Origin of the sequence: Pseudoalteromonas sp. NCCP-2140 (assembly GCF_023708065.1) — a bacterium.
In the GTDB taxonomy this organism is placed as follows: domain Bacteria; phylum Pseudomonadota; class Gammaproteobacteria; order Enterobacterales; family Alteromonadaceae; genus Pseudoalteromonas.
Genome location: NZ_BRCZ01000004.1, coordinates 76,700 through 102,435, shown reverse-complemented (window position 1 = coordinate 102,435; position 25,736 = coordinate 76,700). Strand labels below are relative to the sequence as shown.

21 protein-coding genes are annotated in these 25,736 nt (G+C 42.0%); 4 read left to right on the top strand and 17 right to left on the bottom strand.

Annotated features, from left to right (window positions below; translation table 11 throughout):
* From NFU46_RS09695 to NFU46_RS09670, 6 genes are all read right to left on the bottom strand, one after another.
* Complete coding sequence (locus tag NFU46_RS09695; RefSeq protein WP_251601442.1) at positions 1 to 915, bottom strand: sugar kinase; 915 nt, start codon at positions 913 to 915, stop codon at positions 1 to 3.
* Positions 908 to 2,356: a sodium:solute symporter family protein gene (locus tag NFU46_RS09690; RefSeq protein ID WP_251601440.1), complete on the bottom strand. Its 1,449-nt coding sequence runs from the start codon at positions 2,354 to 2,356 to the stop codon at positions 908 to 910. Before NFU46_RS09690 ends, NFU46_RS09695 begins: the two co-directional genes overlap by 8 nt.
* A gap of 128 nt (positions 2,357 to 2,484) precedes the next feature.
* Positions 2,485 to 2,868, bottom strand: coding sequence for a RidA family protein (locus NFU46_RS09685; RefSeq protein WP_251601438.1), 384 nt, complete (start codon positions 2,866 to 2,868; stop codon positions 2,485 to 2,487).
* Position 2,869: 1 nt separating this feature from the next.
* A complete protein-coding gene (locus NFU46_RS09680; RefSeq protein WP_251601436.1) occupies positions 2,870 to 4,327 on the bottom strand; it encodes an amidohydrolase family protein in 1,458 nt (485 codons plus the stop codon).
* A 2-nt stretch (positions 4,328 to 4,329) separates the two neighbouring features.
* The gene (locus tag NFU46_RS09675; protein WP_251601434.1) at positions 4,330 to 5,181 is read right to left on the bottom strand and encodes a MurR/RpiR family transcriptional regulator; all 852 of its coding nucleotides are present in this window, start codon (positions 5,179 to 5,181) and stop codon (positions 4,330 to 4,332) included.
* A gap of 11 nt (positions 5,182 to 5,192) precedes the next feature.
* Entirely contained in the window at positions 5,193 to 6,440 is a 1,248-nt protein-coding gene (locus NFU46_RS09670) for an amino acid deaminase (protein ID WP_251601432.1), read from the bottom strand.
* A 200-nt stretch (positions 6,441 to 6,640) separates the two neighbouring features.
* On the opposite strand from NFU46_RS09670, the gene NFU46_RS09665 reads away from it, so the two are divergent.
* Both NFU46_RS09665 and NFU46_RS09660 read left to right on the top strand, forming a co-directional pair.
* Positions 6,641 to 9,580: a TonB-dependent receptor gene (locus tag NFU46_RS09665; protein WP_251601430.1), complete on the top strand. Its 2,940-nt coding sequence runs from the start codon at positions 6,641 to 6,643 to the stop codon at positions 9,578 to 9,580.
* Between the two features lie 195 nt (positions 9,581 to 9,775).
* Positions 9,776 to 11,371, top strand: a complete 1,596-nt coding sequence (locus NFU46_RS09660) for a carboxylesterase/lipase family protein (protein ID WP_251601428.1) — start codon at positions 9,776 to 9,778, stop codon at positions 11,369 to 11,371.
* Between the two features lie 33 nt (positions 11,372 to 11,404).
* Here NFU46_RS09660 and NFU46_RS09655 read toward each other — a convergent pair whose 3' ends face one another.
* The 3 genes from NFU46_RS09655 to NFU46_RS09645 all read right to left on the bottom strand — a co-directional run bounded on the left by NFU46_RS09655 (position 11,405) and on the right by NFU46_RS09645 (position 13,841).
* On the bottom strand, positions 11,405 to 12,124 hold the full coding sequence (locus NFU46_RS09655; RefSeq protein WP_251601426.1) for a Sir2 family NAD-dependent protein deacetylase: 720 nt from the start codon (positions 12,122 to 12,124) through the stop codon (positions 11,405 to 11,407).
* A complete protein-coding gene (locus NFU46_RS09650) occupies positions 12,121 to 13,143 on the bottom strand; it encodes a kelch repeat-containing protein (RefSeq protein ID WP_251601424.1) in 1,023 nt (340 codons plus the stop codon). The genes NFU46_RS09655 and NFU46_RS09650 overlap by 4 nt, the downstream gene beginning before the upstream one ends.
* Before the next feature lie 68 nt (positions 13,144 to 13,211).
* Complete coding sequence (locus NFU46_RS09645) at positions 13,212 to 13,841, bottom strand: NAD(P)-dependent oxidoreductase (protein WP_251601422.1); 630 nt, start codon at positions 13,839 to 13,841, stop codon at positions 13,212 to 13,214.
* A gap of 102 nt (positions 13,842 to 13,943) precedes the next feature.
* On the opposite strand from NFU46_RS09645, the gene NFU46_RS09640 reads away from it, so the two are divergent.
* Together NFU46_RS09640 and NFU46_RS09635 are read left to right on the top strand one after the other, a co-directional pair.
* Positions 13,944 to 14,828 (top strand): LysR family transcriptional regulator, encoded by an 885-nt coding sequence (locus NFU46_RS09640; protein ID WP_251601420.1) that lies wholly within the window; start codon positions 13,944 to 13,946, stop codon positions 14,826 to 14,828.
* Between the two features lie 45 nt (positions 14,829 to 14,873).
* Positions 14,874 to 15,125 carry a TIGR03643 family protein gene (locus tag NFU46_RS09635; RefSeq protein WP_251601417.1) on the top strand — a complete coding sequence of 84 codons (252 nt, stop codon included), beginning with the start codon at positions 14,874 to 14,876 and terminating at the stop codon, positions 15,123 to 15,125.
* 2 nt (positions 15,126 to 15,127) lie between these two features.
* On the opposite strand, the gene NFU46_RS20460 is transcribed toward NFU46_RS09635, so the two are convergent.
* The 8 genes from NFU46_RS20460 to NFU46_RS09585 form a co-directional block, all read right to left on the bottom strand.
* Positions 15,128 to 16,444 carry a methyl-accepting chemotaxis protein gene (locus NFU46_RS20460; protein WP_285835536.1) on the bottom strand — a complete coding sequence of 439 codons (1,317 nt, stop codon included), beginning with the start codon at positions 16,442 to 16,444 and terminating at the stop codon, positions 15,128 to 15,130.
* Between the two features lie 196 nt (positions 16,445 to 16,640).
* On the bottom strand, positions 16,641 to 17,960 hold the full coding sequence (locus NFU46_RS20530; RefSeq protein WP_405030635.1) for a PAS domain-containing methyl-accepting chemotaxis protein: 1,320 nt from the start codon (positions 17,958 to 17,960) through the stop codon (positions 16,641 to 16,643).
* A 108-nt stretch (positions 17,961 to 18,068) separates the two neighbouring features.
* Entirely contained in the window at positions 18,069 to 18,323 is a 255-nt protein-coding gene (locus NFU46_RS09610; protein WP_119853146.1) for a YfhL family 4Fe-4S dicluster ferredoxin, read from the bottom strand.
* Between the two features lie 54 nt (positions 18,324 to 18,377).
* Positions 18,378 to 18,797, bottom strand: coding sequence for a hypothetical protein (locus NFU46_RS09605; RefSeq protein ID WP_251601415.1), 420 nt, complete (start codon positions 18,795 to 18,797; stop codon positions 18,378 to 18,380).
* Between the two features lie 132 nt (positions 18,798 to 18,929).
* On the bottom strand, positions 18,930 to 21,365 hold the full coding sequence (locus tag NFU46_RS09600; protein WP_251601414.1) for a PKD domain-containing protein: 2,436 nt from the start codon (positions 21,363 to 21,365) through the stop codon (positions 18,930 to 18,932).
* A gap of 29 nt (positions 21,366 to 21,394) precedes the next feature.
* Positions 21,395 to 24,097: a TonB-dependent receptor gene (locus NFU46_RS09595; protein WP_251601412.1), complete on the bottom strand. Its 2,703-nt coding sequence runs from the start codon at positions 24,095 to 24,097 to the stop codon at positions 21,395 to 21,397.
* Positions 24,098 to 24,174: 77 nt separating this feature from the next.
* A complete protein-coding gene (locus NFU46_RS09590; RefSeq protein WP_251601410.1) occupies positions 24,175 to 25,155 on the bottom strand; it encodes a DUF4880 domain-containing protein in 981 nt (326 codons plus the stop codon).
* Between the two features lie 5 nt (positions 25,156 to 25,160).
* The gene (locus tag NFU46_RS09585; RefSeq protein WP_251601408.1) at positions 25,161 to 25,637 is read right to left on the bottom strand and encodes a sigma-70 family RNA polymerase sigma factor; all 477 of its coding nucleotides are present in this window, start codon (positions 25,635 to 25,637) and stop codon (positions 25,161 to 25,163) included.
* Positions 25,638 to 25,736: the final 99 nt, after the last annotated feature.

Sequence of the window (25,736 nt, the reverse complement as noted above, 5' to 3'; positions counted from 1 at the left end):
TTAACCCTCATTCGCTATTTGGATTGTTGTAGGCACTATCGCTCCTTTTTGAGCGATAACCTGTAGCGCTAATTGTTGTGCGGTACTTATAGCCTGTTGTGTATCATGCGAGTATAAATATGCAGCTAAAAAACCCGCACTAAAGGCATCACCAGCGGAGGTGGTATCCACCACATGCTCAGCCTTTGGTACAGTAAAACATTGTATTTCCTTGTTATTGAGCACGAAAGTATCGGCAACACCTTGCTTAATAATCACTAGTTTATTAGAAAATTGTTGATAAAAGCTGACTATCCCTTTCTCATCACATTGACCAAAAACGCCATGATGATCATCGTCAGTCACAAATAAATAATCAGCAAGGTTGTAAGCAGTTAAATAAAACGGAGTTGCTGGCTCAGATTGCCAAAGAACCGAGCGGTAGTTGCTGTCGAAAATCACTTTGCCACCTGCACGCTTAAAGTCATCTAACGCATCGAGTAATAACTGCCGATTAGCTGCATCTAAAATAGCGAGACTAATTGCTGATAAATAACAATGACTAAAGTGAGTAGATCTCAACGATTCTATAAAGTTATGTTGCGTATCTAACTGGAAAAATTGTTTGGCAGCGCTGTCACTTCTAGCATAACAAAATTTTCGCTCACCATGACTGTCAGTTGTAATTCCATAACGGCCTAATGTTTTATCCGTTGACGTTTGCACAAACGAAAGTGATAACCCTTGCTGTCGCCAAAGCGTCTGGGCAGCTTGGCTTATTTCATCAATACCGATAGCACTTACAAAGTGCACGTCTGCCTGTGATGCTAAGCGTTTAAAGTACACAGCAGTGTTATAAACATCACCACCAAAGCGAAGTAAGTGCTCGTCATTTAATTCCTGCATAGCTTCACCAAAAAATGCGATTTTAATCATGATGCATCGCCTCTCTTTGTGCATTTAAAATTGCTAATGCTTGTTCACTATCACATGTTTGTTTTGGAGTAATGAGCGTTACTAATACCGATAGAAGCATTGAAGCAGTTGTCGCTGGAATAATTGGATTACTCCAATAAGCTTGCCAACTCGGTGTTAAAATGACTGCCATTGATACAAGGAATGACACGAACAAGGCTGTCATTGCTCCTTGCCAATTGAAGCGAGGCCAAAAATGCCCAAGTAGTACACAAACACATAATCCCGACATCAAAGTGGCAATCATATTGGTGATGTAACCAATCACATCATTGGTAAGTAACGCTAATAACAACGCGGTACCAATAGTTAGCACCAGGCCAATTCGCGAAAGCATTATAACTTCACTTGCATGCGGCATCCGTTTAAATACCAGCATATAAATATCACGTATAAGCACACTAACAGCTGCAATAGCATCTGAGCTGGCACTCGAAATGGTGGCTGAGAGCCCTGCAATAATAACCAACGCAGCTAAGCCAAATGGAAGTAGTTCAAAGGCCATGTAAGGAAAAGAAAATGCGCTGTTTTCAAGTGATGGGTTTAGTTTGTATGCAGCCATACCAATAATCGCTGGCACGATTGCAAAAAGCAGATATAAGCCGCCTGATAAATAAAACGACTGCCGGATACTTTTCACATGCTTGCCAGAATAAATACGTTGACGAAATGAAGGCGCAACTAGAACACCAACCAACACGGCAAAAAATAACGAAACCCCATGCACTACACCTATTTTATCTAACGATAAAAAGCTTTGATTTAATAAAGGTTGTGCTTCGTTTATGGCGATTAAACCATCAGCTTGATACAGCGCGACACCCGCCATCAAGAAAAACCCAATAAACAACACAAGCGCTTGAATAGAGTCAGTCCATACAACGGCTACATAACCACCAATAACAACATAAATACTAAAACCAAGTGCGATAAATAATTTAGCACTGAGCGGCGACAAACCTGTTAACCAAGCCAAATACATACCACCACCCAATATATGTGCGCCAAGCCAACCGATACTGGCTACAAAAATGAAAATAGCAATCGTATTTTTAACAAGTGGGTTGGCACCGACATAAAACGATACTTCTTCGCTCATTGTCATAAATTCGTGTTTTCTAACCGGCGCAAACAATTTAGCCAGCAACAAAATGCCGCACGCACCTCCTAGCCCATATATCATGCCAGCCCAACCATTGCTGTAGGCAAACCCTACGGCCCCCATCGATGAGCCTGTTCCTACCATAGTTGCAACGGTGGTACCTAAGGTTAAAAAGAGAGGAAGGTTTCGTCCGCCTAAAAGAAAATCGTCACCCGTTTTGCTGTTACGACTAACCCACCAGCCAAACCAGATCATAAAAATCAGATAACCTAAAAAGGCCATTAATAATTGCCACTTCATACGACATCCTGCTTCACCTAAGCCTCATTATTATGATTACTTGCTGTTTGGCTTGGTGCTTATAGTTATAATTTCGTTTCGTGCTTTTTACGTTCAACAGCTTTTGCTGTTGAACGCTTTAATATTTTTTAAGATGCTTTATAGCAAGTCACATCAACTTCGACTTTACAGTCAACAACCAAATCTGCGACTGCGCAAATACGTGCCGGCGGATGTTCGCCAAAAAATTCTTTAAATACCTTATTAAACGACTGAAAATAGCGAGAGTCGGTCAAGATCACTTTTACATGCGCCACATGCTCAAGACCATAACCAGCCTCATCCATAATATCGATGCAGTTTTGAATCGCTAAACGCGACTGCTCAATTATCCCACCTTCAACAACTTCACCATCTTTCATTGGTGTCTGCCCCGAAACCATTAACCAACCACCTGCTTCTATCGCTCGAGCAAAAGGTAAATGCTGTCCACCGGTGCCTGTACCACCTTCAATACCAATACGTCTGATCATGTTATTCTCCAACTGATGTTAAAAATTTGCCCGAGTGTGCAGGCACAACTTGGTCATTAAGAAATGTTGCCTGCCCGTTGGTCCATACACGATGGACGCCTGAAGCCGGCAATTCAGAATTAATAAATGTGGCGTTATCGCAAATGGCATCGCTGTCAAAAAGAACCAGATCAGCAAACTTGCCTAAGCCAATTTCACCACGATCGGTTAAACCATAATTACTCGCGCTTAACCCTGTCATTTTATGGATCGCTGTCGCAAGTGAAAAAATACCGTCTTCGCGAGCGTATTTGCCTAACACACGAGGGAAAGATCCCCATAAACGTGGATGTGGGTGAGGGTCACAAGGGAGGCCATCTGAACCAATCATGGTTTTATCAAAAGCGAGTATCATTGCTACGTCTTTTTCGTTCAGACCATGGTACACAGCGCCCGCTGGTTGCAGCTTTTTAGCGGTATCAATTAATGATAACTGCCAAACATCAGCAATCTCTTGTAGTGAGCGCTCAGCCATTTCTGGATGCGGTTGTGACCACGTGATAAAAATTTCAAAATCACTAGTCACTTGTTTTAAATCTAATGTACTTGAACTAGCTGCATAAGGATAAGCATCACAACTACAACGAGAATGCGCTCCCTGAACTGAAAATCGTTCGATTAACTCAGGCGCGCGTCCCCAGTTATTTTTACCAGCGCACTTGAGGTGAGAAATGATCACCTTAATATCAAACAGCTTTTCCATCGCAAATGCTTCATCCATAGCGTCCAGCACTTCATCAAATTCGGTGCGCAAATGCGTTGTGTACAACGCATTATGTGCTTTTAGCACTGGCCCAAACGCTTGAACTTCATCAGTTGTGGCAAAATTCGCATTTTTATAGGCAAGCCCGGTACTTAGACCCAGTGCACCAGCATTTAATGCACTTTCAAGCTGCTGACACATTTGGGTAACTTCGCTTTCAGTCGCCGTACGCAATAAATCATCCATTACATTATTACGAAGTGTTGTGTGACCAACTAAAGCGGCTACATTGACATTCGAAGGAGCGCTTTGAATTGCTGTTATGTAATCAGCCATATTGGCAAATTTAAACTCACTGGCTGCGCCGAGTAGGTTCATCGGGTCAGGAGCGCATCCTTTAACTATTGCAGGGGCGGCACTGATCCCACAATTTCCTGTGATTACGGTAGTGACACCTTGACTAATTTTTGCAGCCATATTTGGATTGCGCAGTACTTCAAGGTCATCGTGCGTGTGAACATCAATAAACCCTGGAGCAAGGCATAGGCCTTTAGCATCAATAACTTCTTTTGCTAATAATGACGTTAATTCGCCAATGGCAACAATACGATCACCGTTTATAGCTACATCACAAGTAAGCGCTTCATTGCCAAGGCCATCAAATACTTTAGCGCCTTGAATTAATGTATCAACAGGTTGTGAGACAGTGTACTGCATAGTTAATCTCCTATCGGTGCGCGGTCCGGTCCTTGGCGATATTGATCAAGTTCATGCTTAATGCGGCGTAATTTTTCGCGAGATTTCTTTTGCGTCAAAATAGCGACTTCACTTGCTAACACATCAACTGCCGCTAACATTGCATATCGCGCGGTGCTTGGCGTAAAAATGTAATCAGATTCGTTAGTTTTGATTGGCAAATGAATCGTGGCTAAGTCTGCTAACTCACTTTGCGGGCAGATTGAGATAACCTTAGCGCCATACTCTTTTGCAATACGCGCAGTATCAATCAAGTCACGAGCACAACCAGTCAGAGATAGCATCACAACGACGTCGCTCACATCAACACTTGCCGCCGTCATACGCATCATCACAGGATCACTGTAGGCATTACTTAAAATATCTAATCGAAACAGTCGATTATGGCATTCCTGTGCAACGATGGAACTCCCCCCACCAACACCAAATATTAAGCTATGGCGGCTACTAGCAATATATTGGGCAGCTTGCTCAACATCGGCTTGCTTAATTAGCCCTGCGTTGATATCTAAAATATCGTGAATTGCTTTGTAAATAGCGGGGATATCTTCTCGCTGCGTAGCATTTTCATTTATAAAACGCTCGCCTACAGCTAAAGATTGCGCTAGTTGTAACTTCATATCACGTACATTGCTACAACCAAGTGCTTTTGCTAAGCGGGTAATTGAAGCATGGCTAACATTCGCTTTATCTGCTAAATCACTAATACTTGCGGAAGCTGCAAATTGCAGATCTGCCAAAATCAATTGAGCGACGGCTTGTTCTGATTGGCGCAAATGCCCTAAGCGCTCTTTTATTCTTGAAACTATATCCAATCGTCTATCTCCTAAAAATAAGTTTCGACCACATCAACTACGTTGTAGCTATCATCAATCACATTGATGTAGCGCCACTTATCAAATGTTAAGCACGGATGTGAAGTAGCAAACGCGACAATATCGCCAACTCGAAGTGTACAATCGAGTGGTACTTTCATCATTGCGTGCTGATCCATCATTTTCTCTATCTTCCAAGCGGGATCTGCTTTACTTAGGTGCCCGTTTTGATCGACCTGTAGTGAAGGAATTGGAAATCCCGCATCAAATGCAGCATCTCGCTTACCAAAACCAATAATCACGCGACCGGGTTCAGGTATTGATTGCACATACGCCCAAATTTCTAAGCATGAAGTAAGCTCAGTTTCTAAAGAGCATGCCAATTCATTTCGCGCTAAAATTTGCTGCTGTGCTTGTTCGTAAATGCCTTGATCATGAGTGACATAACAGCCAGGACGAAGCACAGCGACCATGTTTTGAGTCAGTTTTTCTGGATGAAATGCCTCACACACTAAGTCGTAGTAAGCTGACCCTCCCGCAGTAATCATCACTTGTTGTGTGTCAAATGCGTTATCAGCAATTAATTGCTTACACGTTGCGACTGCATATTCGAGGAACTGACTTACCGCTTCTGTTTGCGATAGCACTCCCTCATAAACTTCGATACCAGCCAATGCAAGTGATTGATAATTAGCTATTTCAGCAACCAATAATGCCAGTTCTTTACTATCAACAACGCCACAGCGCCCTCCCGGTACACCAAGCTCAATCAGCACATGAATCGTATGCTTAGTGTTAGCAAAGTACTCGCCGAGCATGCGTATATTATCTAGGTTATCAACCAAGCAATAAAAGGTTATGTTGTTAGCAACAAGTAACTCATCTAATTGCTGGCAATTAGCACGACCCACTAATTGATTTGCCATTAGCACTCGTTTTGCTCCACTCTTTACAGCGGCATGTGATTGGGCAACTGTTGCGACCGTTATTGCGTAAGCCCCTGCCGCTAGTTGCTTTTTAAAAATTGCAGGAGTCATCGTTGTTTTACCATGCGGTGCAAAAAGAACATGGCTTCTTTTTGTATACTCAGCCATCCACTGAATATTATTTATTAAGCGTGATTCATACAGGCATAAACAAGGCAAACTGACATCTTGCTTAGCGACATTCCAACCTGATGAACATAGCTTTTGGTAATTACCTAGTCCTTTATTAGCTCTATTTACTGTTTCTAGGTTTGCGACACTAAATTTTTTCATTTTAAAAGCCTGCTTACAAATCAACCAGTTAATGGCCGTAGTTTAAAAATCAAACAAAAAATATAACGCTTTTAATGTAATTGTTATTGCAATTTTGTTAAATCTAATGTTAATTAATAACACAGGCACAGTCAATACGTGTTACAAATTAACAGAAAATAATAATTACCCTAAAATAAACAGGATGAGGAACGTTAAAAATGAAATCTCAAACCCGTCGCCAAAATAAACTGAGTCGCAGTATCACGGCTAATGCCGTTGCTGCTGTTATTTGCGGTTATACCAGCTTTAATGCGATTGCAGCAGATCAAAACTCTTTAACAAATGAAGAAATCGAAACCATTGAAGTTCGTGGTATTGCAGCCAGTAATAAGCAAGATATAAATAACAAACGTTTTAGTACTGGTGTAATGGATTCAATCACCGCTGAAGACATTGGTAAATTACCCGATGTAACTATCGCAGATACTTTACAACGTATTCCAGGTATTCAAATTCGTCGCTCGGCGGGGGAAGGTTCAACAATCAATGTTCGCGGTATGCCGCAAGTGACAACGCTGTTAAACGGCGAACAGTTTTTAAGTGCGGGTTCAATTACCACTTTACAACCTGACTTCACAGACGTGCCCGCAGCGCTACTCTCAGGTATTGATGTACTTAAATCACCTCAAGCAGATACGCTAGCAGGCGGTATATCGGGCACTTTAGATCTAAAAACACGCCGACCATTCGATTTAGAGCAAGGGACTACTTTCTCATTCACAGGAGAAGCTACACGCGGAAGTTTATCAGAAGAAACAGATCCCAAATTGGTTGCTTTTGCAGGTTATAACAACGATGACTTTGGGATTATTTTTACTGCTGCTTACGATGAAGGTACGCTTGCGAACTACCGAAACGGTACAATTTTGACATCAAGCGAAATTCAAAATGAAACAACTCGCGACTTTAACGGTGATGGTGATTTAAATGATAGCTTCTATAGTCAGCGCTTTTATGGTGTGATGCACCGTGAAACTGAACGTGAACGTTTAGGTTTAAACACTACGGTTCAATATCAAATTTCAGACGCTGTGACGTTTACCGGTGATATTTTCTACACCAACATGGATGATGCAGACAGAAAACAAGGCATGATGATCGATAATGCTCGCGGCGATATTTGGGCATATTCAGATAGCTTCATTCCACGCTTAGACAATGATCAAGGTGGTCAAATTTATACTGTAAATGATGCTACTTTTTTGGCTCGCCGTGTAAGTGCTTACTCAGAGAGCTTAACGAATGATCGCGAATCAACTAATGTCAGCATGTTATTCGAATATCAAGGTGATGGCCCTCTTTCTGGTGAGTTTCGCTATATTCACGGCAGTGCTGAACGAGGTCACACAGAGAACGTTGCTCACGGTTATTTAACCTCTGGTGCACAACATGGTTTGCTTAGAAATGATGGCACAGGTGCAACACCAGTAAACCCTAACGGTGTGGGTCCTGATTCGGTTGCAGTTGATTTTTCTCGTGGCGGTGAGTACATCACGCTTGGATTTGAAGAAGGCTTCGGCAGCGACATCAATCAATATAACCTAGTATCTACATATTCAGAAAATAACTTTGAAGAAGAAGCAACACTCGATGTAGCGCGCATCGACGGTCGCTATGAATTTTCAACAGAGCACCTCACAAACGTTGATTTTGGTATTCGAGCATCAAAACGTGATGTTGAGCGAGAAACTTATATTCTAGTTGCCCCATTTACAACTGGCGACTTAAGCGCTGACGTTATGTGGAAAGACTCAGGTGCCTCATTAGGCGATACCAATGGTGATGGTGAAAATAGTGTAGCCGGTGGTGACTTAACTATTGGCAATACTAACTTCTTTAGTGATTTACCGGATGGTTGGGTACACCAAGTAAGTGACTTTGGCCCAGGAGGCTCTAATCAAGGCTTTTACTTGATTGATCCAAATGTAATGGATGACCCTATGGCTTTTCAAAATGCCATTTACCCTGGTAATAAACGTTTAGCGAATCCATCACGTACCTACCAAGTAAAAGAGCAAACACAATCAGCATACTTTAAGTTCAATTTTACGGGTGAACTTGGTGATATGAGCTACACCGCGAATCTTGGTGCACAATACATCAAAACTGAACTCGACATGTTACAAAACCAGCTAGGCTCAGCACGTCCGTGCTCACTATGTACTGCTAGCGAGAAAACAGGTGAAAAATGGTTAAATCGTGATTACTCAGATTTTTTACCATCAATGAACTTTAATTTAAATCTGACTGAAGATTTTATTTTACGTGCTGGTTACGGCAAAACAATGACAACGCTGGACATTGGTAAACTTGCTGGGGGTATAAGTGTGGGCCGTACTCGTGCTGGTGATGTTCTTGCCGCTGAACTTGGTGTGAGTCCTGATTTATTAGTTGCGGTTCAGGGTCGCCAAAATGGTAACCCTGACCTAGAGCCTTGGCGCGCTACAAACTATAACTTATCAGCTGAATGGTATTTTAATGAAAGTGGTTTATTAAGTCTCTCAGCATTCTTAATGGATATTGAGTCTTTTGTTGAAAATGGCACTGTGATGATGGGCTTACCTGATATTGATGGGGTGATTCGTCGTGAAGTACCTGTTACTACTGAAATTAATGGTGAAGGTGGTGAAATTAAAGGCTTCGAATTAACGTATCAACAAGCATTTGATTTCTTACCAGCACCATTTGATGGTTTAGGTACATCACTTAACTTTACTTACGCACCAAGTGATAGCGCTAACGTTGATGTATATGGCAAAAGCTTACCAATCCAAGACAACTCAGAAAAATCAGCAAATGCTGTTCTGTGGTACGAAAAAGGCCCATTACAACTTCGTTTAGCAGCAAACTATCGTAGTGATCGTTTAGATAGCTTAAGTTCAGCTATGGGTGAAGGTGTGATGCCATTTTGGACTAAAAGCACCTTGTACTACGATCTCTATGCTGGCTATGAGTTAGCTGAAGATACCAGTATTTATACATCTGTCAGTAATTTAACCGAAGAAAAAGAAGATATTTACGCACAGTGGTCAGATAATGTGATCACTCAAAATATCTTTGAGCGTCGTATTACACTAGGTATTCGCACACGCTTCTAAGGTTGATCTAATTTGGCTCACTTCTGCCCAAGTGATAAAAGGCCTACTTGGCCTTTTTAAACAACAACGCTCCGCGTGGTTTAGCCAAATACTAAAACCAGCATAGCCTCCCCTTGTAGCTATGCTGGTTTTCTCGTTGTTACTATCTGAATATGTTAATATTATAAGCCTTACCCAAACAGCCTAGGCTTTGTTATGACATCGCGTATTCTCAAATCGATTTTTTACTCATCTTTTCTATTAGGCTCTGCTGTATTTTTGCAAGCCTGCCAAGAACAACCTCAATCAGATCAAATCGCCGTCACTGGCGGGCTCATCCAAGGGCAAAAAGAAGGGCGTTTTATTGCCTATAAAGGCATTCCGTATGCTGCAGCTCCGGTTGGAGAGTTACGCTGGCGAGCACCGCAACCTGTTCCTAAGTGGCAAGATGTAAAAGTACTTAACGATTACGCGCCTGACTGTATGCAAAAGCCGTTTGCAGCCGACGCTGCACCGCTTACAACAACCCCTTCGGAAGATTGCCTTTATTTAAATGTGTTTAAACCCACTAAACACAACGATTCTCCTTATCCCGTTGTGGTATGGATACACGGGGGTGGCTTTGTAAATGGTGGCGCATCACCCGCTGTTTACTCGGGTGAAAGCTTTGCTAAACAAGGGGTTATTTTTGTTAGCTTTAATTATCGCTTAGGCCGATTTGGCTTTTTTGCGCACCCTGCCCTTAGTCGTTTTGAGAACGATGCACTGGGCAATTATGCTTTGATGGATCAAATTGCGGCCCTTGAATGGGTGAAACAAAATATCGCTCAATTTGGTGGTGATGCTGCAAAAGTGACACTCATGGGTGAGTCTGCAGGGGGCGCATCGGTACATGCGATGATGCAAACCCCTGCTGCTAATGGCTTATTCCAGCAAGCGATTATTATGTCAGCGGGCGGACGAGAGCTTTTTAAGCAGTTGCCTCTAACTAGTGATGATGACACCGTGTTAAGCGCCGAAAAAATTGGCGAAAACTTTGCCAAGCAACACACTATTTTAGGCAGTGATGAAAATGCCCTTGCTGCACTACGTGAGTTATCTGCCGAAGACGTGGTTGATAACCTAAATCTAAGCACATTAAACCGACAAAATGATGATGAGTCTACTTACGTTGGCGGGCCAATTATTGATGGCACTATCATCAATTCGGCGACAGAAGCACGCTTGAGAAAAGGCACATTTAGCCATGTTGCGACCATGGTTGGCACAACAGATATGGATTTAGGCTTTGCTAATTTTGCTTCTAAAGAGGCGCTATTCGCGAGTTTTGCTCCGCACAGTACACAAGCAAAAATGACTTACGATGCAAGCGGCGAAACGCCATTGCCTTTACTCAATTACCAAGTTGGTCAAGATGCGTTAATGCAAGAGCCTGCAAGGTTCGTTGCAAAACGTGTGACAGATATGGGTAACGATGCCTTTTTGTATCGTTTTGGTTATGTAGCGCAAACTTTAGATAAACCCGGTGCAGAGCACGCCAGCGAAATTCCGTACTTTTTTAATACTGTGGCTGCTAAATATGGACACGTTACCACTGAGCAAGATAAGCAAGCCGCTAAAATAATGCACCGTTATGTGACAAACTTTATTAAATTAGGCACACCAAATGGCCCAGGTTTGCCTACTTGGCAAGCATATAAAAATGATGAATCTTTTATACTGCAAATGAATAAATCAGGGACTGCAGAGTTTTTACCGGACCCCTTACAAGCGCGGTTAAACATCACAGCAACCAAAGCTGAAAAACAATAATTAAATAAGGCGCTTAATATAAGCGCCTTATTTTTATCCTTGCTGCTGAACATACTCAAGCGCTGTCATCTTGTGATACGTCACATTAGGATGAAATACGTGAGTAGGATCTGGGTCAACCACTTCAATTGGCGTGCCTTGACTGCGTGCAATATCAAGTGCCATTTGGGTAATATTGACGCTAAAAGAGGTGCCGATAAAGACGATTCTATCGGCATCAAGCATGCGCTGTTGCGCCTCAGAGATTCGATAAAGCTCAGTGTAGTATTCATCAAATAACAACACGTAAGGCTTAAACGATTCGTTAAGCTTGGGGCTTTCATTATCAATATTGAACACCTCAAGCAAGGAGTTGTGCAGGTTGTCTTCGTTAACATTATCCCACGGCGCGTTAAAAGCCATCACATCGTCACCTTGATGGTGAAACAGTGTCATTTGATCTAAGCGACCATGAATAGCAATAAAATCGGTGTTACCTGCTTTACCATCAAGGCCATCGATATTTTGCGTAATGAGATTTTTATTACTTAACCAATGATGCACTTCATTGGGACCGTGATGGCGATAGGTTGCAAAGCGATGATAATACCAAGCTAAAAATTCGCGGGGATTATTTTCGTACATAGCACGCGTTGCCATTTCCATCGGCGTATAATTTTTGCTGCCAATGGTCCAATAACCATCTTCGCCACGAAAGGTCGGTATACCGCTAGCGGCACTCACTCCCGCCCCTGTAATATAGAGTGTATTCATAGAGATAACTTTACCTTGTAACCAAGTGCACCGGCTGTCACTTGTTGATTATTATCCATACCACCAAGACGATACAAACTTCCTTGGTGCTCTAATAAACCTCGATGATCCATGCTCGCGGTATCAGCTTTTGGCATCACTTGCCACGTGTTTTTATCAACATCAAAGCGCCAAACATGATCACTCGCTGGCGCTGGTTTGCCATCGTATCCCATGCCATTGTAGTTATATGGGTTATCAGAGCCGCCCATCATATAAATGTCGCCATTAAAACTGGTTGCTGCCATACGGTAATGGGCAACACCTGTAGGGTGCGGTACCGTACGCCAATCTATCTTTAATGGGTTATTAGCATCAATTGTACCTTTTAAACACTGTGCAACCGCAGCGAAAGAACGACGTTTATCAGCATTCGCCTCTGTTTTAACGCCATCACACACCAATATAGTGTTTCCACTAATTGCCGCCGCTTGGCCAAACACCGGTTGACCTAAAAATGGCGAAGCCTGTTGCCAAGTATCTGTATGCGTATCATACACTTGTACAAGGTTAACATTACCATCGTTATGCCAACCACTGACTAAATAGATATAACGCTGCTGGTACGAAAGCGCCACACTGTCATCCACCGGCACTGGCATATTGGCAAGTTGCGTATATGAATTAGAAAGCACATCATAGCGATATACATCGGGTGTAGAGATTTCTTGATGATCGGCGCTAACGGTATATCCACCAAATACATAGGCATGCTGACCCACACCCACTGCGGTACTCGCCAAACGGCCACTAAGAGGCAATGTACTTGGCACGGCTTTGGCTGCTTGCCACGCGTTATCGCCCACCTTAAGGACCCACACTTTATTGTGAACATCGGTATGTGCTTTGCCTGAGCTCAAGCCCATAAAACTTAAAAAGTAGGCTTGTTCATCAATAACAACTTTGGCTACAGCGTTGTTCGCGACGGCTTCTGGTAAGGCAGGAATAGTTGCAAGTGCAATAGAAAATAGCAGGCTCATAAATTAAATAGGTAACTTAACACATCGCTTAAGAATACCATTTTATGAGCCTGAAGAAAGGCTCGCTATTAGTAAGCAATACTAATACGTTGATTTAAATGAGCCGCCGACTGTGCTTCATCAAGCATCGCTTTAGCATAATCAGTCACTGATATTTTGCTTTCGCCGTTTGCATCAGTAAAGAAGCTGTCGCCACCAACACGGTACGGGCCTTCTGACTCACCAGGGTAGATTACCGCTGCTGGTGATACAAAAGTCCAAGCTATATCTGCTCTTGATGCTCTAAATACATCAAGTGCCTCACCCTGAGCAATGGCTTCTGCTTTATATTCAGCAGGAAAGTCTGGGCTTGATACCAGTGTTACACCAGGTGCCACTTCTAAGCTACCTGCACCACCCACCCATAAAATGCGTGTGCCAGTACCTGCAAGCGTGTTTAATAATTGCTTTGCTGTGTTTGCAACAATTTCATGGTTCCCTAAAGCACGACCACCAATTGCCGCAATAACAACATCACTACCTTCAGCTGCAGTTGCGATATCGTCTTTTGTTAAATCAAATTCAGTCACAGTAACGTTATCTTGAGTTACTTTACTTACGTCTCTAACTAATGCATTTACTTGATGACCACGTGCGATTGCTTCTGAAGTAATGTGGCTGCCAATCCAACCTGTTGCGCCAATAACTGCTAATTTCATGAGGAATTCTCCGTTGTTTGTTTCAATGATTGCAGTTTACTTGTTCACTAATTACTGATAAACACACTATATAGATACACATTGTTTCACTTTAAGATACCAATGGATAAACTCAATTCAATTACTAGCTTTGTCGAAGTGGCCCGTACAGGCAGTTTTACTCAGGCTGCAGAGCATTTAGGTTTAAGCCGATTACAAGTTTCTAGGCATATTCAAGATATAGAAAAGTGGCTAAATTTAAGATTGTTTCATCGTACAACACGCAAAGTAAGTTTGACCCTTCAAGGCGAAGAAGCCCTTAGCTATTGCCAGCAAATATTAAATCAAGTGTCTGATTTACAAAGCCGAGCGCATAGTCATAACAACGAATTAGTGGGTACTATCCGTGTTGCCTCTCCGATTGGGCTTGGCCAACATAAACTGTTTGATGCCATTGAAGTGTTTACTAGGCGCCACCCACAGACGCGCTTTGAACTGTTACTTTCAGATAGTTTATCGCAGCTGGTTGATGACCGCGTTGATATCGCTTTGCGTTACATCCACCAGCCTGACGAAGGTCTTATTGCCCGTAAGCTAATGTATATCGCAACCGCAGTGTGTGCCTCTAGCGATTATTTAGCTGCAAACCCACCGATTTTTGAGCCGAGTGACTTAACCGCACACAATTGCCTTATTCATAACAAACACACTATTTGGCAATTTCAACACGACGACAACACACAAAAAGTGACCGTGAAGGGCAACATTGTTGCCAACGATATGGGCGTACTTCTAAAAGCTGCAAAACAAGGAATGGGCATTGCTCACCTACCTTGCGATCTCGCCAATGACTATTTGGCATCAGGTGAGCTTGTTAAAGTACTGCCAGAGCATACAACTATAGGCTCTCACTTATGGGCGGTGTATTTATCGCGTAACTTCCAACAAAATGTGGTGAGAGCGTTCATCGACTTTTTAGCAGAGCACTGGCAACACGATATCTTATAATCTAAATCTGCTGCAAATACGTATAGGCTATAAAAAGGAGCCGTAATGCAGCATTTAGATCATGAAGTATCACGTATCATAGAGATGGCGTGGGAAGACAGAACCCCGTTTGAAGCAATAAACCAACAGTTTGGTTTAAATGAAAAAAGCGTTATCGCGCTAATGCGTGAGCAATTAACACGTTCGAGCTTTAAACTTTGGCGAAAACGCGCAGCGGGTAGGCAAACCAAACACTTAAAACTACGTCATCCAGATATATCCCGTGGTTACTGTAAAACCCAATATAAACACAGATAAAGTTACTTTATCTTTTGTGAAAACTGCCCAACTGCATCCACCACTTTTTGAGCGCCATGTTGAATGTCGCTCATTACACTCCCCGATTCAGAGGCAAGATTAAAACCTAGCTCAGCTTTCGTTTTTCCTAATTCAATTACTTCAACCGTATGTTTAGTCAAAGACCTATTTTGTTTTACAACATCAACAATCTCGACTGTTGAATTAGAGGTTCTTAAAGCAAGTTGCCGCACTTCATCAGCCACCACTGCAAAACCCCGGCCTTGCTCACCAGCTCGGGCCGCTTCAATTGCTGCATTAAGCGCTAATAAGTTTGTTTGCTCCGCAATACTACTAATACTTTGTACTATGGCAGCAATTTGCTGTGATTGTTTATCGAGCTCAGCCATTTCAGCTGCAGCTTGCTCCATTTGCTTCGCCAAATCATCCATTACATGAACCATTTCATCTAAAACAGTGGCACCTTGCTTTGCTGCTTTATCAGTTTCGGTAGATGTGCCGTAAGCGATGTCAGCCGCTTGAGACACAGCCATTTCTAAATTCACTTGTTCGGTGATCACAGTGGCAAACTTAACGACTTTATAAAGCACATCTTGCTCGTTAAAAACCGGATTGTAAGTCGCCTCCAACCAAATGGGTTCACCAAACTTATTAACCCGCTTAAATCGTGACGAGATAAATTGGCCTTTTTGTAATTTCTGCCAAAACTCAGCATAGCCAGTTGAATTTGCTTCCTCAGGTTCACAAAACATGCGGTGATGTTTACCAATAATTTCCTCTTTTGCATAACCCACACCCGCTAGAAATTGATCATTCGCTTTTAAAACATGACCTTCTAAATCAAACTCAATAACCGCCATTGAGCGATTAATTGCTTTCACTAAGTCTTTATTTTCTCGTGATGTTTCAATTGTTCGGGTCAGCACACTGGCGTGAAGATCAAACTTTTCAAAGCCCTGCTGTTTATTTAAAGTTGGATGAAAAAATGCTCTTAACCACACATGCTGGTCCTGCGCATTTAAAAGTTGAACAGCACCGACCCAAGCTGATTTATCTAAAATAGCTCGTTTGAACTGAAGGGAATGCTTAGCTTGTTTAGCGGTACTAGGCACTAAATCAAGCAGAGGTTTTCCTATTAATTGGGCTTCTGTATAGCCGAGTTCTGCTAATACTTGCGTATTGGCAAACGTGATACAACCTTCCTTATCTAGCTCCAGCGTAAACATTCTATTATCTAATGTATCTTTCACTTGAGATACGCTAAACAATTCATCTTCTAACTGAGCTATCCTTTCTTTCAATGGTTGGGTAAAAAACATAAATCATCCCACCTTAAATACTAAAATCATCACAGAGTAGCTCGATAAGGACTACTAAATCTGTACCGTTCGATGATATTAGCGTAAAAAAGTTGGATAAATAGCCGCTTTCAAGACATTAGGAAGTTTCTTGAAGCAAAATAAGAAATGATTTAATCAAATAGCATTATAAAAGCCTAACTGAGTAAGCTTTTTGTCAGTGATTCAGTTGATTTGCAAATTGTCCAACTGCATCAACCACTTGCTGCGCACCGTGTTGTATGTCTTCCATCATCTTGCCAGACTCATTTGATAAAGACACACCTTGCTCGGCTTTCACCTTGCCTTGTTCAATAACCTTTACCGTATTTTGTGTAAGTGACTGATTGTTATTTACTACTTCAACAATTTCTTCGGTGGCTTTTGAGGTTCTTGACGCAAGCTGCCTGACTTCATCAGCCACCACCGCAAAGCCTCGGCCTTGCTCACCTGCACGAGCAGCCTCAATTGCTGCGTTTAGCGCCAGTAAGTTCGTTTGCTCCGCAATACTACTAATACTTTGCACAATGGCTGCAATTTGTTGTGACTGTTTATCGAGGGCTGAAATCTCTTGAGCTGCTTGCTCCATCTGCTGGGCTAATTCATTCATCACTGTCATGGTGTTTTGTAACACTTCAGCCCCTTGTTGAGCGAGTTTATCGGTCTCGGTTGATGTGCCATACGCAATTTCAGCCGCTTGTGAAATAGCATGCTCACGATTAACTTGCTCAGTGATCACAGTGGCAAACTTCATCACTTTGTAAAGCTCACCAAAATCATTTGAAATGGGGTTGTATGATGCTTCAAGCCACACTTCATTGCCATGACGGTCAACACGTTTAAAGCGATCAACAACAAACTCACCACGTCTTAAGCGCTGCCAAAACTTCTCATATTCCGCAGATTCAGCAAGTGCATGATCACAAAACATACTATGGTGCTTACCAACGATCTCATCTTTTTTATAACCCATGCTCTCTAAAAATGGTTCATTTGCGTTAATAACCTTGCCCTCAAGGTCAAACTCAATAACTGCCATCGAGCGATAGATGGCATTAATAGTATCGCGCTGTTCACGAGAAGTAGAAATAGCATCGGTAAGCACTGTGCCATAAATAGCAAAGTAATTAAGCTCACCTTGCTCTGTATGTACCGGGTGAGCAATTAATCGTAGCCACTCAAGCTTGCCGTCATAGCGAGTTATTTGTAAGTGCCCTACTCCATGCTGTTGATTTTCAATGGCGTTTTTTAGCTCTACAAACTGGTCAGTATTTCGAGATTGTTCAGTAATAATATCTTGGAAGGGCGAGTCAATTAGCTGATTGTGCGAGTAGCCTAATTCATCTAAAAAGTTCTGGTTAATATAGGCCATTGTGCCATCAGCACGCAGCCTAAGCACCAACATCTCTTCATCAATACCTGAAGTGAGATCTTTTAGCGGATAAAGCTCAGCTTTTAACGCATCAATTTCAGCCTGTAAGGATTTATTAAACCACATAAAACGCCCTGATTTTTTATTAACGTGTTGTTGTTCATAAAATTGTAGAACAATTATCGCAGGGCGCTACGTTAAGATAAGCAAAAAGAATTAAGAAAAGTGATTTAACTAAGAAGCTTGAGAGGTCAATTTAACGTATTTCTCTGCCAGCTCATCTAAAGATTCACGATGATTTGGATCTGGCTTAATGCAATCAATAGGACACACACTAACACATGTAGGGTTATCATAATGCCCAACACACTCAGTGCATTTATTTGGGTCTATTTGATATATCTTCGCGCCCATATAAATAGCTTCATTCGGGCACTCCGGATCACACATATCACAGTTAATACATTTGTTATTGATGAGTAATGCCATGACACACCTTTAAGCACGATGATGGAGTATTGCCTTTAAAAGCTAATCTAGATTTCAAAAAGCAGCGAAAATTGCAGCCGCGTAATATAGATTGCTGCGAATGAAGTTTCTTTGATCTAGATCAATTTTAAAAGTGTTTAAGATCCTCCAAGAGCGATATTGGGGAGATAATGCATCAAAGCGCTCAGGGTTTTCGTTGCAAGGTTGGTCATCGTAATCCGAATAATCAAAGGTGTCCTCCTGAATATCTTCGAGCAGAAAAACCATCATTTTATAAAACAACACTTTTACACCACGATAGTTCAGTTGCTTATTGGCATAAACATCTAGCTCGACAATTGACCAAAGCCCCTCAAAATCAGGATTTTCTTTGTTTAACATTAAATGATTAATTCTATGGTCGTTTTTGAGAATGATACTGCGGGTTGAGTCAACTAAAGTTAGAAGATCCTGCGTTGATATATATCTGAACATAGATATGCTCCTTTATTTTTATATGGGTTTTAAGCCGCTGTTACGGCTTTTAACTAAAAAGGAACGAGGAAGGGGAAATATTAAGAAAGCGAACCCGAAGGTTCGCTTGTTTAAGTTTTTAATTTGGCGTATTTAATTTAACTGGCCTTCTTCACACTCTTCCCACTCATTGAAAAGACTGTCTTCATCGGCTGTGCGCCATATTTCGTATACATAAGTAATTTCTGGGATTTCTCTGATATTGAAAGAGAAATGGAAGCCTTCAGACTTATCGTCATTACGAATACAAGGCACTGCAGGTACTACGGTTTGAAATGCTAAGCTTTCGCCTTGTTGAATAACTCGTCCTTCATATAGGTTTTCAAAACGAGGAGTAAGACTCGCAAGACCACCATTAATATGGCTCACCTTAACATTCTCAATCGTATAAGCACTATCCATAGCACTCAGCTCCCATTGCACATAGCCTTCTTCTAAAAATGGACGCGAGCTTGCACTAAAGCCATTTGCAAATGGTGGAATTGTTTCATATGGAAGTGGGTGCCATAAGCTTTCGCCATCTTCATTAATACTTCGTAAGCGAACACCTTTCGCTTCTGATAATGGATCAACTTTAACAACAAAATCATATTGTGGTGCATCGTCTATTAAATCAGTCGCTGAATAACGGAATGTATAAGTACCTGGTTTGGTAAACACTTGACCGCGTGTGGCAGGACAATCAGCTTCATCAGGATAACTTGTGAATTCACCACCTTCAGGCGTGCTAATTAACTCTTCATGGGTGAAGACTTCATCACCATCAGCATCAACCGTAACTGGGCGATGTAATAATGACATGCACGGTAAGATTTGATAGTAATCTTCACCTGGCTGCAATCTCCCCCAGCTACGTGCCCACACAACTGAACGAATTTCAGGCGCAGTATTGGTAAGTTTTGCAAGGCCATCATCTTCTGCATAAGTTTTTGCAAAAAGTCCGCGGTCATCTTCAACAATCAAGCGCGCAGTATATGAGCCTGGTACGTCAGTTACCACACGAGCACGACGATACTCTTGAGTTTCAGGTTCAATAACTGGCTCAATAACCGCGTTACTGCCATCTGGACGGTCAACAAGTTCCCAATGGAATGTCATTGGATCATCATTTGGGTCTTCACTTGATGCATCAAATACGAGTGCATCACCTACAATCACTGATTTAGATTGAGCATCTACACCACGTGTTGAAGGCTGCCCATTAACATTACCAATTTTAGCTTCCATTGTTGCATCGGTTGTTAGTTGATTAACACCATCAGATACGACCATTCGCACTTTATACATGCCTTCAACATCAAGCTCTTGAATCTTTTTGCCCATCGGCTTCCAAGAACCAATATCAACTAATTCAGCAGTACTTGTTTCTGGCTTTTCAATAAGTTCTGCACTGATTATTTGTAATGCTTCCCCTTCTGGATCATAGCCTGAAAAATTAAACTCAGCGCGCAAACCAACTTCTTGCTCACCAATGCTATAAGAAGGGAAATAGCCTGTTGCTAGTAACTCCCCGACGGGTGCTTTGTTTTCATTAGACTCAGGATCTTTCTCTACGGTTACAAGGACTTCACGCTCTTCACTTTTTCTTGCACCATCAAACACGAACAGTACCAATGAATACTCACCCGCAACTACCGGCGTAAAAGTAAGTGTATCTGTTGTTCTTCCTGCTAATTCTGGTAATGGAATAGCATCTGGTTCAACAGGACTGTAAGCCCATTTCCAACGGTATTGTAAAGACGCTCCTTCAGGGTCATTACTTTCTGATGCATCAAGCGTGACTGTTTGCCCAAGCTTAACCGTCACATCATCAGCAATCGCAACAGGTGGAGCATTACCTGATGAAACAGTTACGGTAACCGTTTTTGGTTCACTGGCAATATTTCCGTAATAAACAACCAACTCAAGTTTGTAATCTCCAGCTACATCAACAAATAGAGTAGCTAAACTAAGTGTTGCATTGCTTAAATAACCCGCACTCTCAGCCGGTTTTTCAACAATCTTCCATTGATAATCTAAACTGCCTGTCTCGCCTGTAGGAGGTAAACTGGCACTTGCATCTAGGCCTACACTCGTTGTACCCAAACTTACACTGTATACAGGCTCGGCAACTGCAGTGGGGTATGGTGTTGTTGCATTAAAAGTAATGCGTGTTGCTTCACTGTTATTCACACCGTCATTAACAATAAGACTAATGACATATTCACCAGGAAGATCAGCCATAAAATCGGTGCTAAGGTTATCATTGCTGGTTAAAGCCGCTTCACTTTGTTCTGGGCGGGAAATAAGTTGCCATTGATAACTGAGCTCTTTGTTATCTGCGCTACTACTTTGATCAGCACTTAGTTGAATTTGTACTGCACCATCTTTAAGTGAAAACGTTGTTTGTTCTGTACTGCTTGTGATGACAGCCGTCGGTTTTTGTTCAACAACAACAGGGGTGCTATCGTCGTTACCACCACCTCCACCACAAGCGGTTAGCGCTAAAGCTAGCCCTATAGCGGTGAATGTATGTAGCATCAATTTCATCGGGGTCTCCTTGCTGGTTTTTCTGGCAATTAAAATTGTAAAGTTAAGCTAAGCTTGGCTGTGCGCCCTGGGGCTGGCACAAGTCCTAAGCTCAATGCGTCTAAGTAGTAACGATCGGTAATATTATCGATAGTAAAATCAAGGGTCGCCGTATCGTTAAATTGGTATGAACTGTAGAAATCTAAAAGGTTATAGCTGTGCCATAGCACAGGCTCATTAAAACCTGTTGGTGCGTTGTATCGAGGAATTGAGTTTCTCTCGCCCATAAAGGTAGCGCGTAAACCAGTCTCGAATTTTTGATCAAAAAGACGTAACCCTAAATGCAAGCTGGCATGCCAGTTAGGCGGGATCATATTATTTATGTAGCTCTCAGGGATCCCCCAGTCATTACAGTAATAGCGTACATAGCTACCAACATTACACACTTCAATATGGGAATATTTAGTGCCACTTAATTCAACTAACCAAAAAGGTGTTGTGTAACTAAAGTTCAACTCAACACCATTAAGATCTAAACTGTCGATATTGCGCATGCGGAAAAAATCGAGCATACCGCCTTGTGATTGCTCCCATGCATTTGGTTGTGTTCGAGTCAAATAGTCATCTACATGATTCTCGAAATAGGCAAGCTTTATAGCCAGTTGCTCTGTGTTATTCGCTATTTTTTCGTTTAAATAATTAATACCCAATTCTTGGTTTTTGGCATGCTCAGGTTTCAGAGGGATATCAAGCACAGGGCTCACAGACCAGCCCGAAGTACTTTCAAACAAGCTTGGCATGCGTAAAGCTTCTGCGTGTCTAATGTATAATTGAAGACTGTCTAACGCTTGCCATGTTAAAGCAATAAGCGGCGCACTGCCTGAGTGACTATTCTGATAATTTACAGGGACACAGCCTCCTTGCCCATCAGGTGTGCATGCGGGATCATTGGGCTTAAGCTCTAAAGGATTATTATCTTTTGAAGAGAAATGACTAAAGCGTAATCCTGCTTCTAATTGCCACTGCTTTGTAATTTGCCAATCGACGGCGCTAAAAGCACTAAACTCTTTACGCCAACCGCTTCTTGAACCAGCATAAAAACCTTCTGTTTGGGGCGTGTCGGTATCCATATCTTCCCACTGCCCAGCAATGCCATAGCTCAATGCAAGTTCGCCATGATTGTAGAACATCATTTTATTACTAAATTCAGCACCCCAACGCTGATAGTCATCTTTTCGAGCTATGTTATCGGCAATATCCACCGAGCCGACATCTGGCGTATTTAAATCTGTAATCGCATCTGTGTGCCACAAATTAGCCGAAAAGTCGGCCCAATCATAAGTAAGCGGTTGCCATTTGTATTTTAATGTATAGGTATGGTTTGTTACTTCGCTGTCAAGCCATTGTCTTGCTTGACCAAAAGAGCGAATTTGCGAAGGCATCATTTCGCCATATTCGCTGTTATAAAGGATATAACTCATCTCTAAGCTATGATCTTTTGGCATCACCAAGTTCGTTTTAAGTAATACCGACTCACTATTGAAGTTTGTATTTGGTATACGCTCATTAGCACGAAATCTTGACGCACCTTCCACAGACACAGGAGTCTCGGTATACCAAGCCATTTTAACCGGCTCACCATAAATCAATTCGGGTTTAGGGCCATGGCTACCTGCATAATAATTGCCTTGTTCACGCTTAGCGTAAGCACCAACTAAGTCACCCCAACTAAAGCGTTTTGCAGCAGCGACACTCCCCGCGTAACTCGCAAACTCTAACAAACTAGGTCTGTCCATTCCTTCTTCGGGGGCAAAATGCTCAGGCATCAAGTACTGTTCAGTACAATATGTTGGAAAGCGACAGTCTGAGCGATAAGCATTACGAGGGAGATAATAGCCTGCATAGGTTCCAGGCTGAGGTGCGTTTGAGCTATTACCAATAGCACTCGCTCTTAAACGTACACCTGACAGTTCACCTTCTTTGACAATATCGTCAGCATTAAGAGTGCTTACACTCACTAATCCGCCCGTCGCACCGGTCCCTTGCGCGTCCATAACAGGGCCTTTACTAATCGTCATTGAGCCAATTAAATCGGGGTCAATATAACTGCGGCTAGAGACACCTGAATACCCTCGATAAACAGTTGTTTCTTGGCGACTTCCATCAATAATAACTGGCACACGGCCTTGACCTTGCATACCGCGGATATTGATGTCTAAACCACCTGAGTTGCGGTTCTCACTGACTAATACCCCAGGTGTACCTTGGAATATATCGCCAACACTGGTACCGCGAAATCGTTCAATATCTTGCTGAGTGATGACGTTTACCGATTTTGCCTCGGTATAGGTTTTATTTTTTAGTTTATTGTGTTGTCCCTGAACTTGAATAGTATCAAGAGTAATCACATCTGATTGTGGCTTTGCTTTAATGATCCAAGCATTTTGAGCAATCAAAAACGCTTCTAATGAGGTTGATTGTAAAAGTTTATTTAAAGCAGTTTCTGTGCTGTAGCGTCCTTTAAGCTCTAACGCGGAGATATTTTTTACGATTTGCTCATCAAAGCTCAGTGTGATCCCTGCTTGTCGTGAAAGCAGCGTTAATGAATCACCTAGATTACCTGCAGGTAAGTCAAATTGAACTAATGTGAAATTAGCTGAACTAGCTGATGATTGCGCCGCATAAATTGGGGTCACAGACAACAGGCTCGAAACAAATATGGCACAGCTAGAAAGCAATACACGAGACGGCATGTGAGTTTCCTTTTTTCGTTACATACCTATAAAGCCGAACGAAAAATGAAAAGCCGTAAAAATAAATGAGAATTATTTTACTTCGGTAAAATTTCTGCCCAGAAACGGGTCAGATAGTTAAGCTTTGCGCCCAATGACTGTGCGACAGTTGATAAAATTAAATCTGTATCTGAAAGCTGAAATACACCAGAAATTAGCGTTTCGTTTAAACTTGGATGGCAACGAATATGGCCGCTTCGATAACGAGCCAACTCGTGTAAAAAATCGGCAAGCGGCATGGCTCTAGCAGTGAGTAGATTTTGACGCCAGCTACTGTAATCAAAAACCCCATTATTTAAAGCAAATTGTTTATTGGAAAAGAGTTGATACGTCGAGCCTGCTTGTAGGGATAAACTGTTTTCACCTGCCTCTGCACTGTAATGCAGTAGGCCTTTGTTTACTTGTACAATCACATGACTTGCCTCATGACGAACAAATACTTCTGCGTTTTGAGTGGCAAATACGCCATGAGCTGTGTGTAGTTGAACAGGTGCATCAATAGCTGCGGTTTTTAAAAATAACTCGCCTTGCGTGAGCCTAATCGAATTACTCTTCTGTTCATCAATTTCTACCGTACTATGGCGGTTTAACCATAGTTGGCTACTTTTGAAAACGGTAAATTTTTCGCGACTATGTCTGGTTGATAAATCAGCACTAAAATAATGACGAGCGCCTTGCTGCTCAGCTAAAAAAGCCACACCTGCTACACTTAGTGTCGTACCAAGCGCGCCTTTGAGCAAACGTCTACGCTGTAGATTATCAATTTCATGGTCTGTTTTTTGTAATGTTTCTCGTGCATACCCGGCGGACTTTACAGCAACATCACTAAATGCTTTATCAAGGTGTAGTAACCGAGCACACGCCAGCTCATGTAATGGATCAGCACTGCGCCACTTTACAAAATGTCCCTGCTCAGCCTCACTGATGCTGCCAGATTCAATTTTAATTTGCCAACGAATTGCTTGTTGAACTATGTGTTCTGGAATATGAGCTTGATTGTGATTGAGTCTAAAATTCATCAGATTTAGCTGTCAAAATAAACAAGTTGGTAGCACTGTAGTGTTGCTTTTGCGATATACTTTTCGACTGAAGATAAGCTTACTTTTAGTTCGTTTGCGACATCTTTATAGCTCATGCCATCCAATCTAACCATTAGAAAAGCTTTTTTTTCTTTTGCTTTCAAACCCGTGAGTAACTTGTCAATTTGCTCAAGTAAGTTAAGCAACTCCAATTGTTCTTCAGGCGAAAAGTAGTCAGCCTCAGGCATTGATTCGAGCATGCTTTGATAATTACGTTCAAGCACTTGCCTGCGTAATTGATCTGTCATCAAGTTACCAGCAACTTTCGTAAGCCAGGCACGTGGGCTACGCATATCATCATAAAGCATTGGCTTATTTAACAATTTTATAAACGTATCTTGCGCCAGATCCTGGGCATTATCAGCATTACTCGTTCGCTTAGCAATCCAACGAACTAACCATTCGTGGTGTTCTTGATACATCGAGTTGAACCCAGTTCTGTTAGTGGTCTTGCTAGTCAAAATTTACAAAGTCCCGTTGCGTGGCAGGCGGACATTATAAACAATAATCATTCTCATTCA

Bases quoted from the DNA above. Each gene is read 5' to 3' on its own strand.
- NFU46_RS09695 (WP_251601442.1), bottom strand. From the start codon at position 915: ATGATTAAAATCGCATTTTTTGGTGAAGCTATGCAGGAATTAAATGAC.
- NFU46_RS09690 (WP_251601440.1), bottom strand. From the start codon at position 2,356: ATGAAGTGGCAATTATTAATGGCCTTTTTAGGTTATCTGATTTTTATG.
- NFU46_RS09685 (WP_251601438.1), bottom strand. From the start codon at position 2,868: ATGATCAGACGTATTGGTATTGAAGGTGGTACAGGCACCGGTGGACAG.
- NFU46_RS09680 (WP_251601436.1), bottom strand. From the start codon at position 4,327: ATGCAGTACACTGTCTCACAACCTGTTGATACATTAATTCAAGGCGCT.
- NFU46_RS09670 (WP_251601432.1), bottom strand. From the start codon at position 6,440: ATGAAAAAATTTAGTGTCGCAAACCTAGAAACAGTAAATAGAGCTAAT.
- NFU46_RS09665 (WP_251601430.1), top strand. From the start codon at position 6,641: ATGAAATCTCAAACCCGTCGCCAAAATAAACTGAGTCGCAGTATCACG.
- NFU46_RS09660 (WP_251601428.1), top strand. From the start codon at position 9,776: ATGACATCGCGTATTCTCAAATCGATTTTTTACTCATCTTTTCTATTA.
- NFU46_RS09655 (WP_251601426.1), bottom strand. From the start codon at position 12,124: ATGAATACACTCTATATTACAGGGGCGGGAGTGAGTGCCGCTAGCGGT.
- NFU46_RS09650 (WP_251601424.1), bottom strand. From the start codon at position 13,143: ATGAGCCTGCTATTTTCTATTGCACTTGCAACTATTCCTGCCTTACCA.
- NFU46_RS09645 (WP_251601422.1), bottom strand. From the start codon at position 13,841: ATGAAATTAGCAGTTATTGGCGCAACAGGTTGGATTGGCAGCCACATT.
- NFU46_RS09640 (WP_251601420.1), top strand. From the start codon at position 13,944: ATGGATAAACTCAATTCAATTACTAGCTTTGTCGAAGTGGCCCGTACA.
- NFU46_RS09635 (WP_251601417.1), top strand. From the start codon at position 14,874: ATGCAGCATTTAGATCATGAAGTATCACGTATCATAGAGATGGCGTGG.
- NFU46_RS20460 (WP_285835536.1), bottom strand. From the start codon at position 16,444: ATGTTTTTTACCCAACCATTGAAAGAAAGGATAGCTCAGTTAGAAGAT.
- NFU46_RS20530 (WP_405030635.1), bottom strand. From the start codon at position 17,960: ATGTGGTTTAATAAATCCTTACAGGCTGAAATTGATGCGTTAAAAGCT.
- NFU46_RS09610 (WP_119853146.1), bottom strand. From the start codon at position 18,323: ATGGCATTACTCATCAATAACAAATGTATTAACTGTGATATGTGTGAT.
- NFU46_RS09605 (WP_251601415.1), bottom strand. From the start codon at position 18,797: ATGTTCAGATATATATCAACGCAGGATCTTCTAACTTTAGTTGACTCA.
- NFU46_RS09600 (WP_251601414.1), bottom strand. From the start codon at position 21,365: ATGAAATTGATGCTACATACATTCACCGCTATAGGGCTAGCTTTAGCG.
- NFU46_RS09595 (WP_251601412.1), bottom strand. From the start codon at position 24,097: ATGCCGTCTCGTGTATTGCTTTCTAGCTGTGCCATATTTGTTTCGAGC.
- NFU46_RS09590 (WP_251601410.1), bottom strand. From the start codon at position 25,155: ATGAATTTTAGACTCAATCACAATCAAGCTCATATTCCAGAACACATA.
- NFU46_RS09585 (WP_251601408.1), bottom strand. From the start codon at position 25,637: ATGTATCAAGAACACCACGAATGGTTAGTTCGTTGGATTGCTAAGCGA.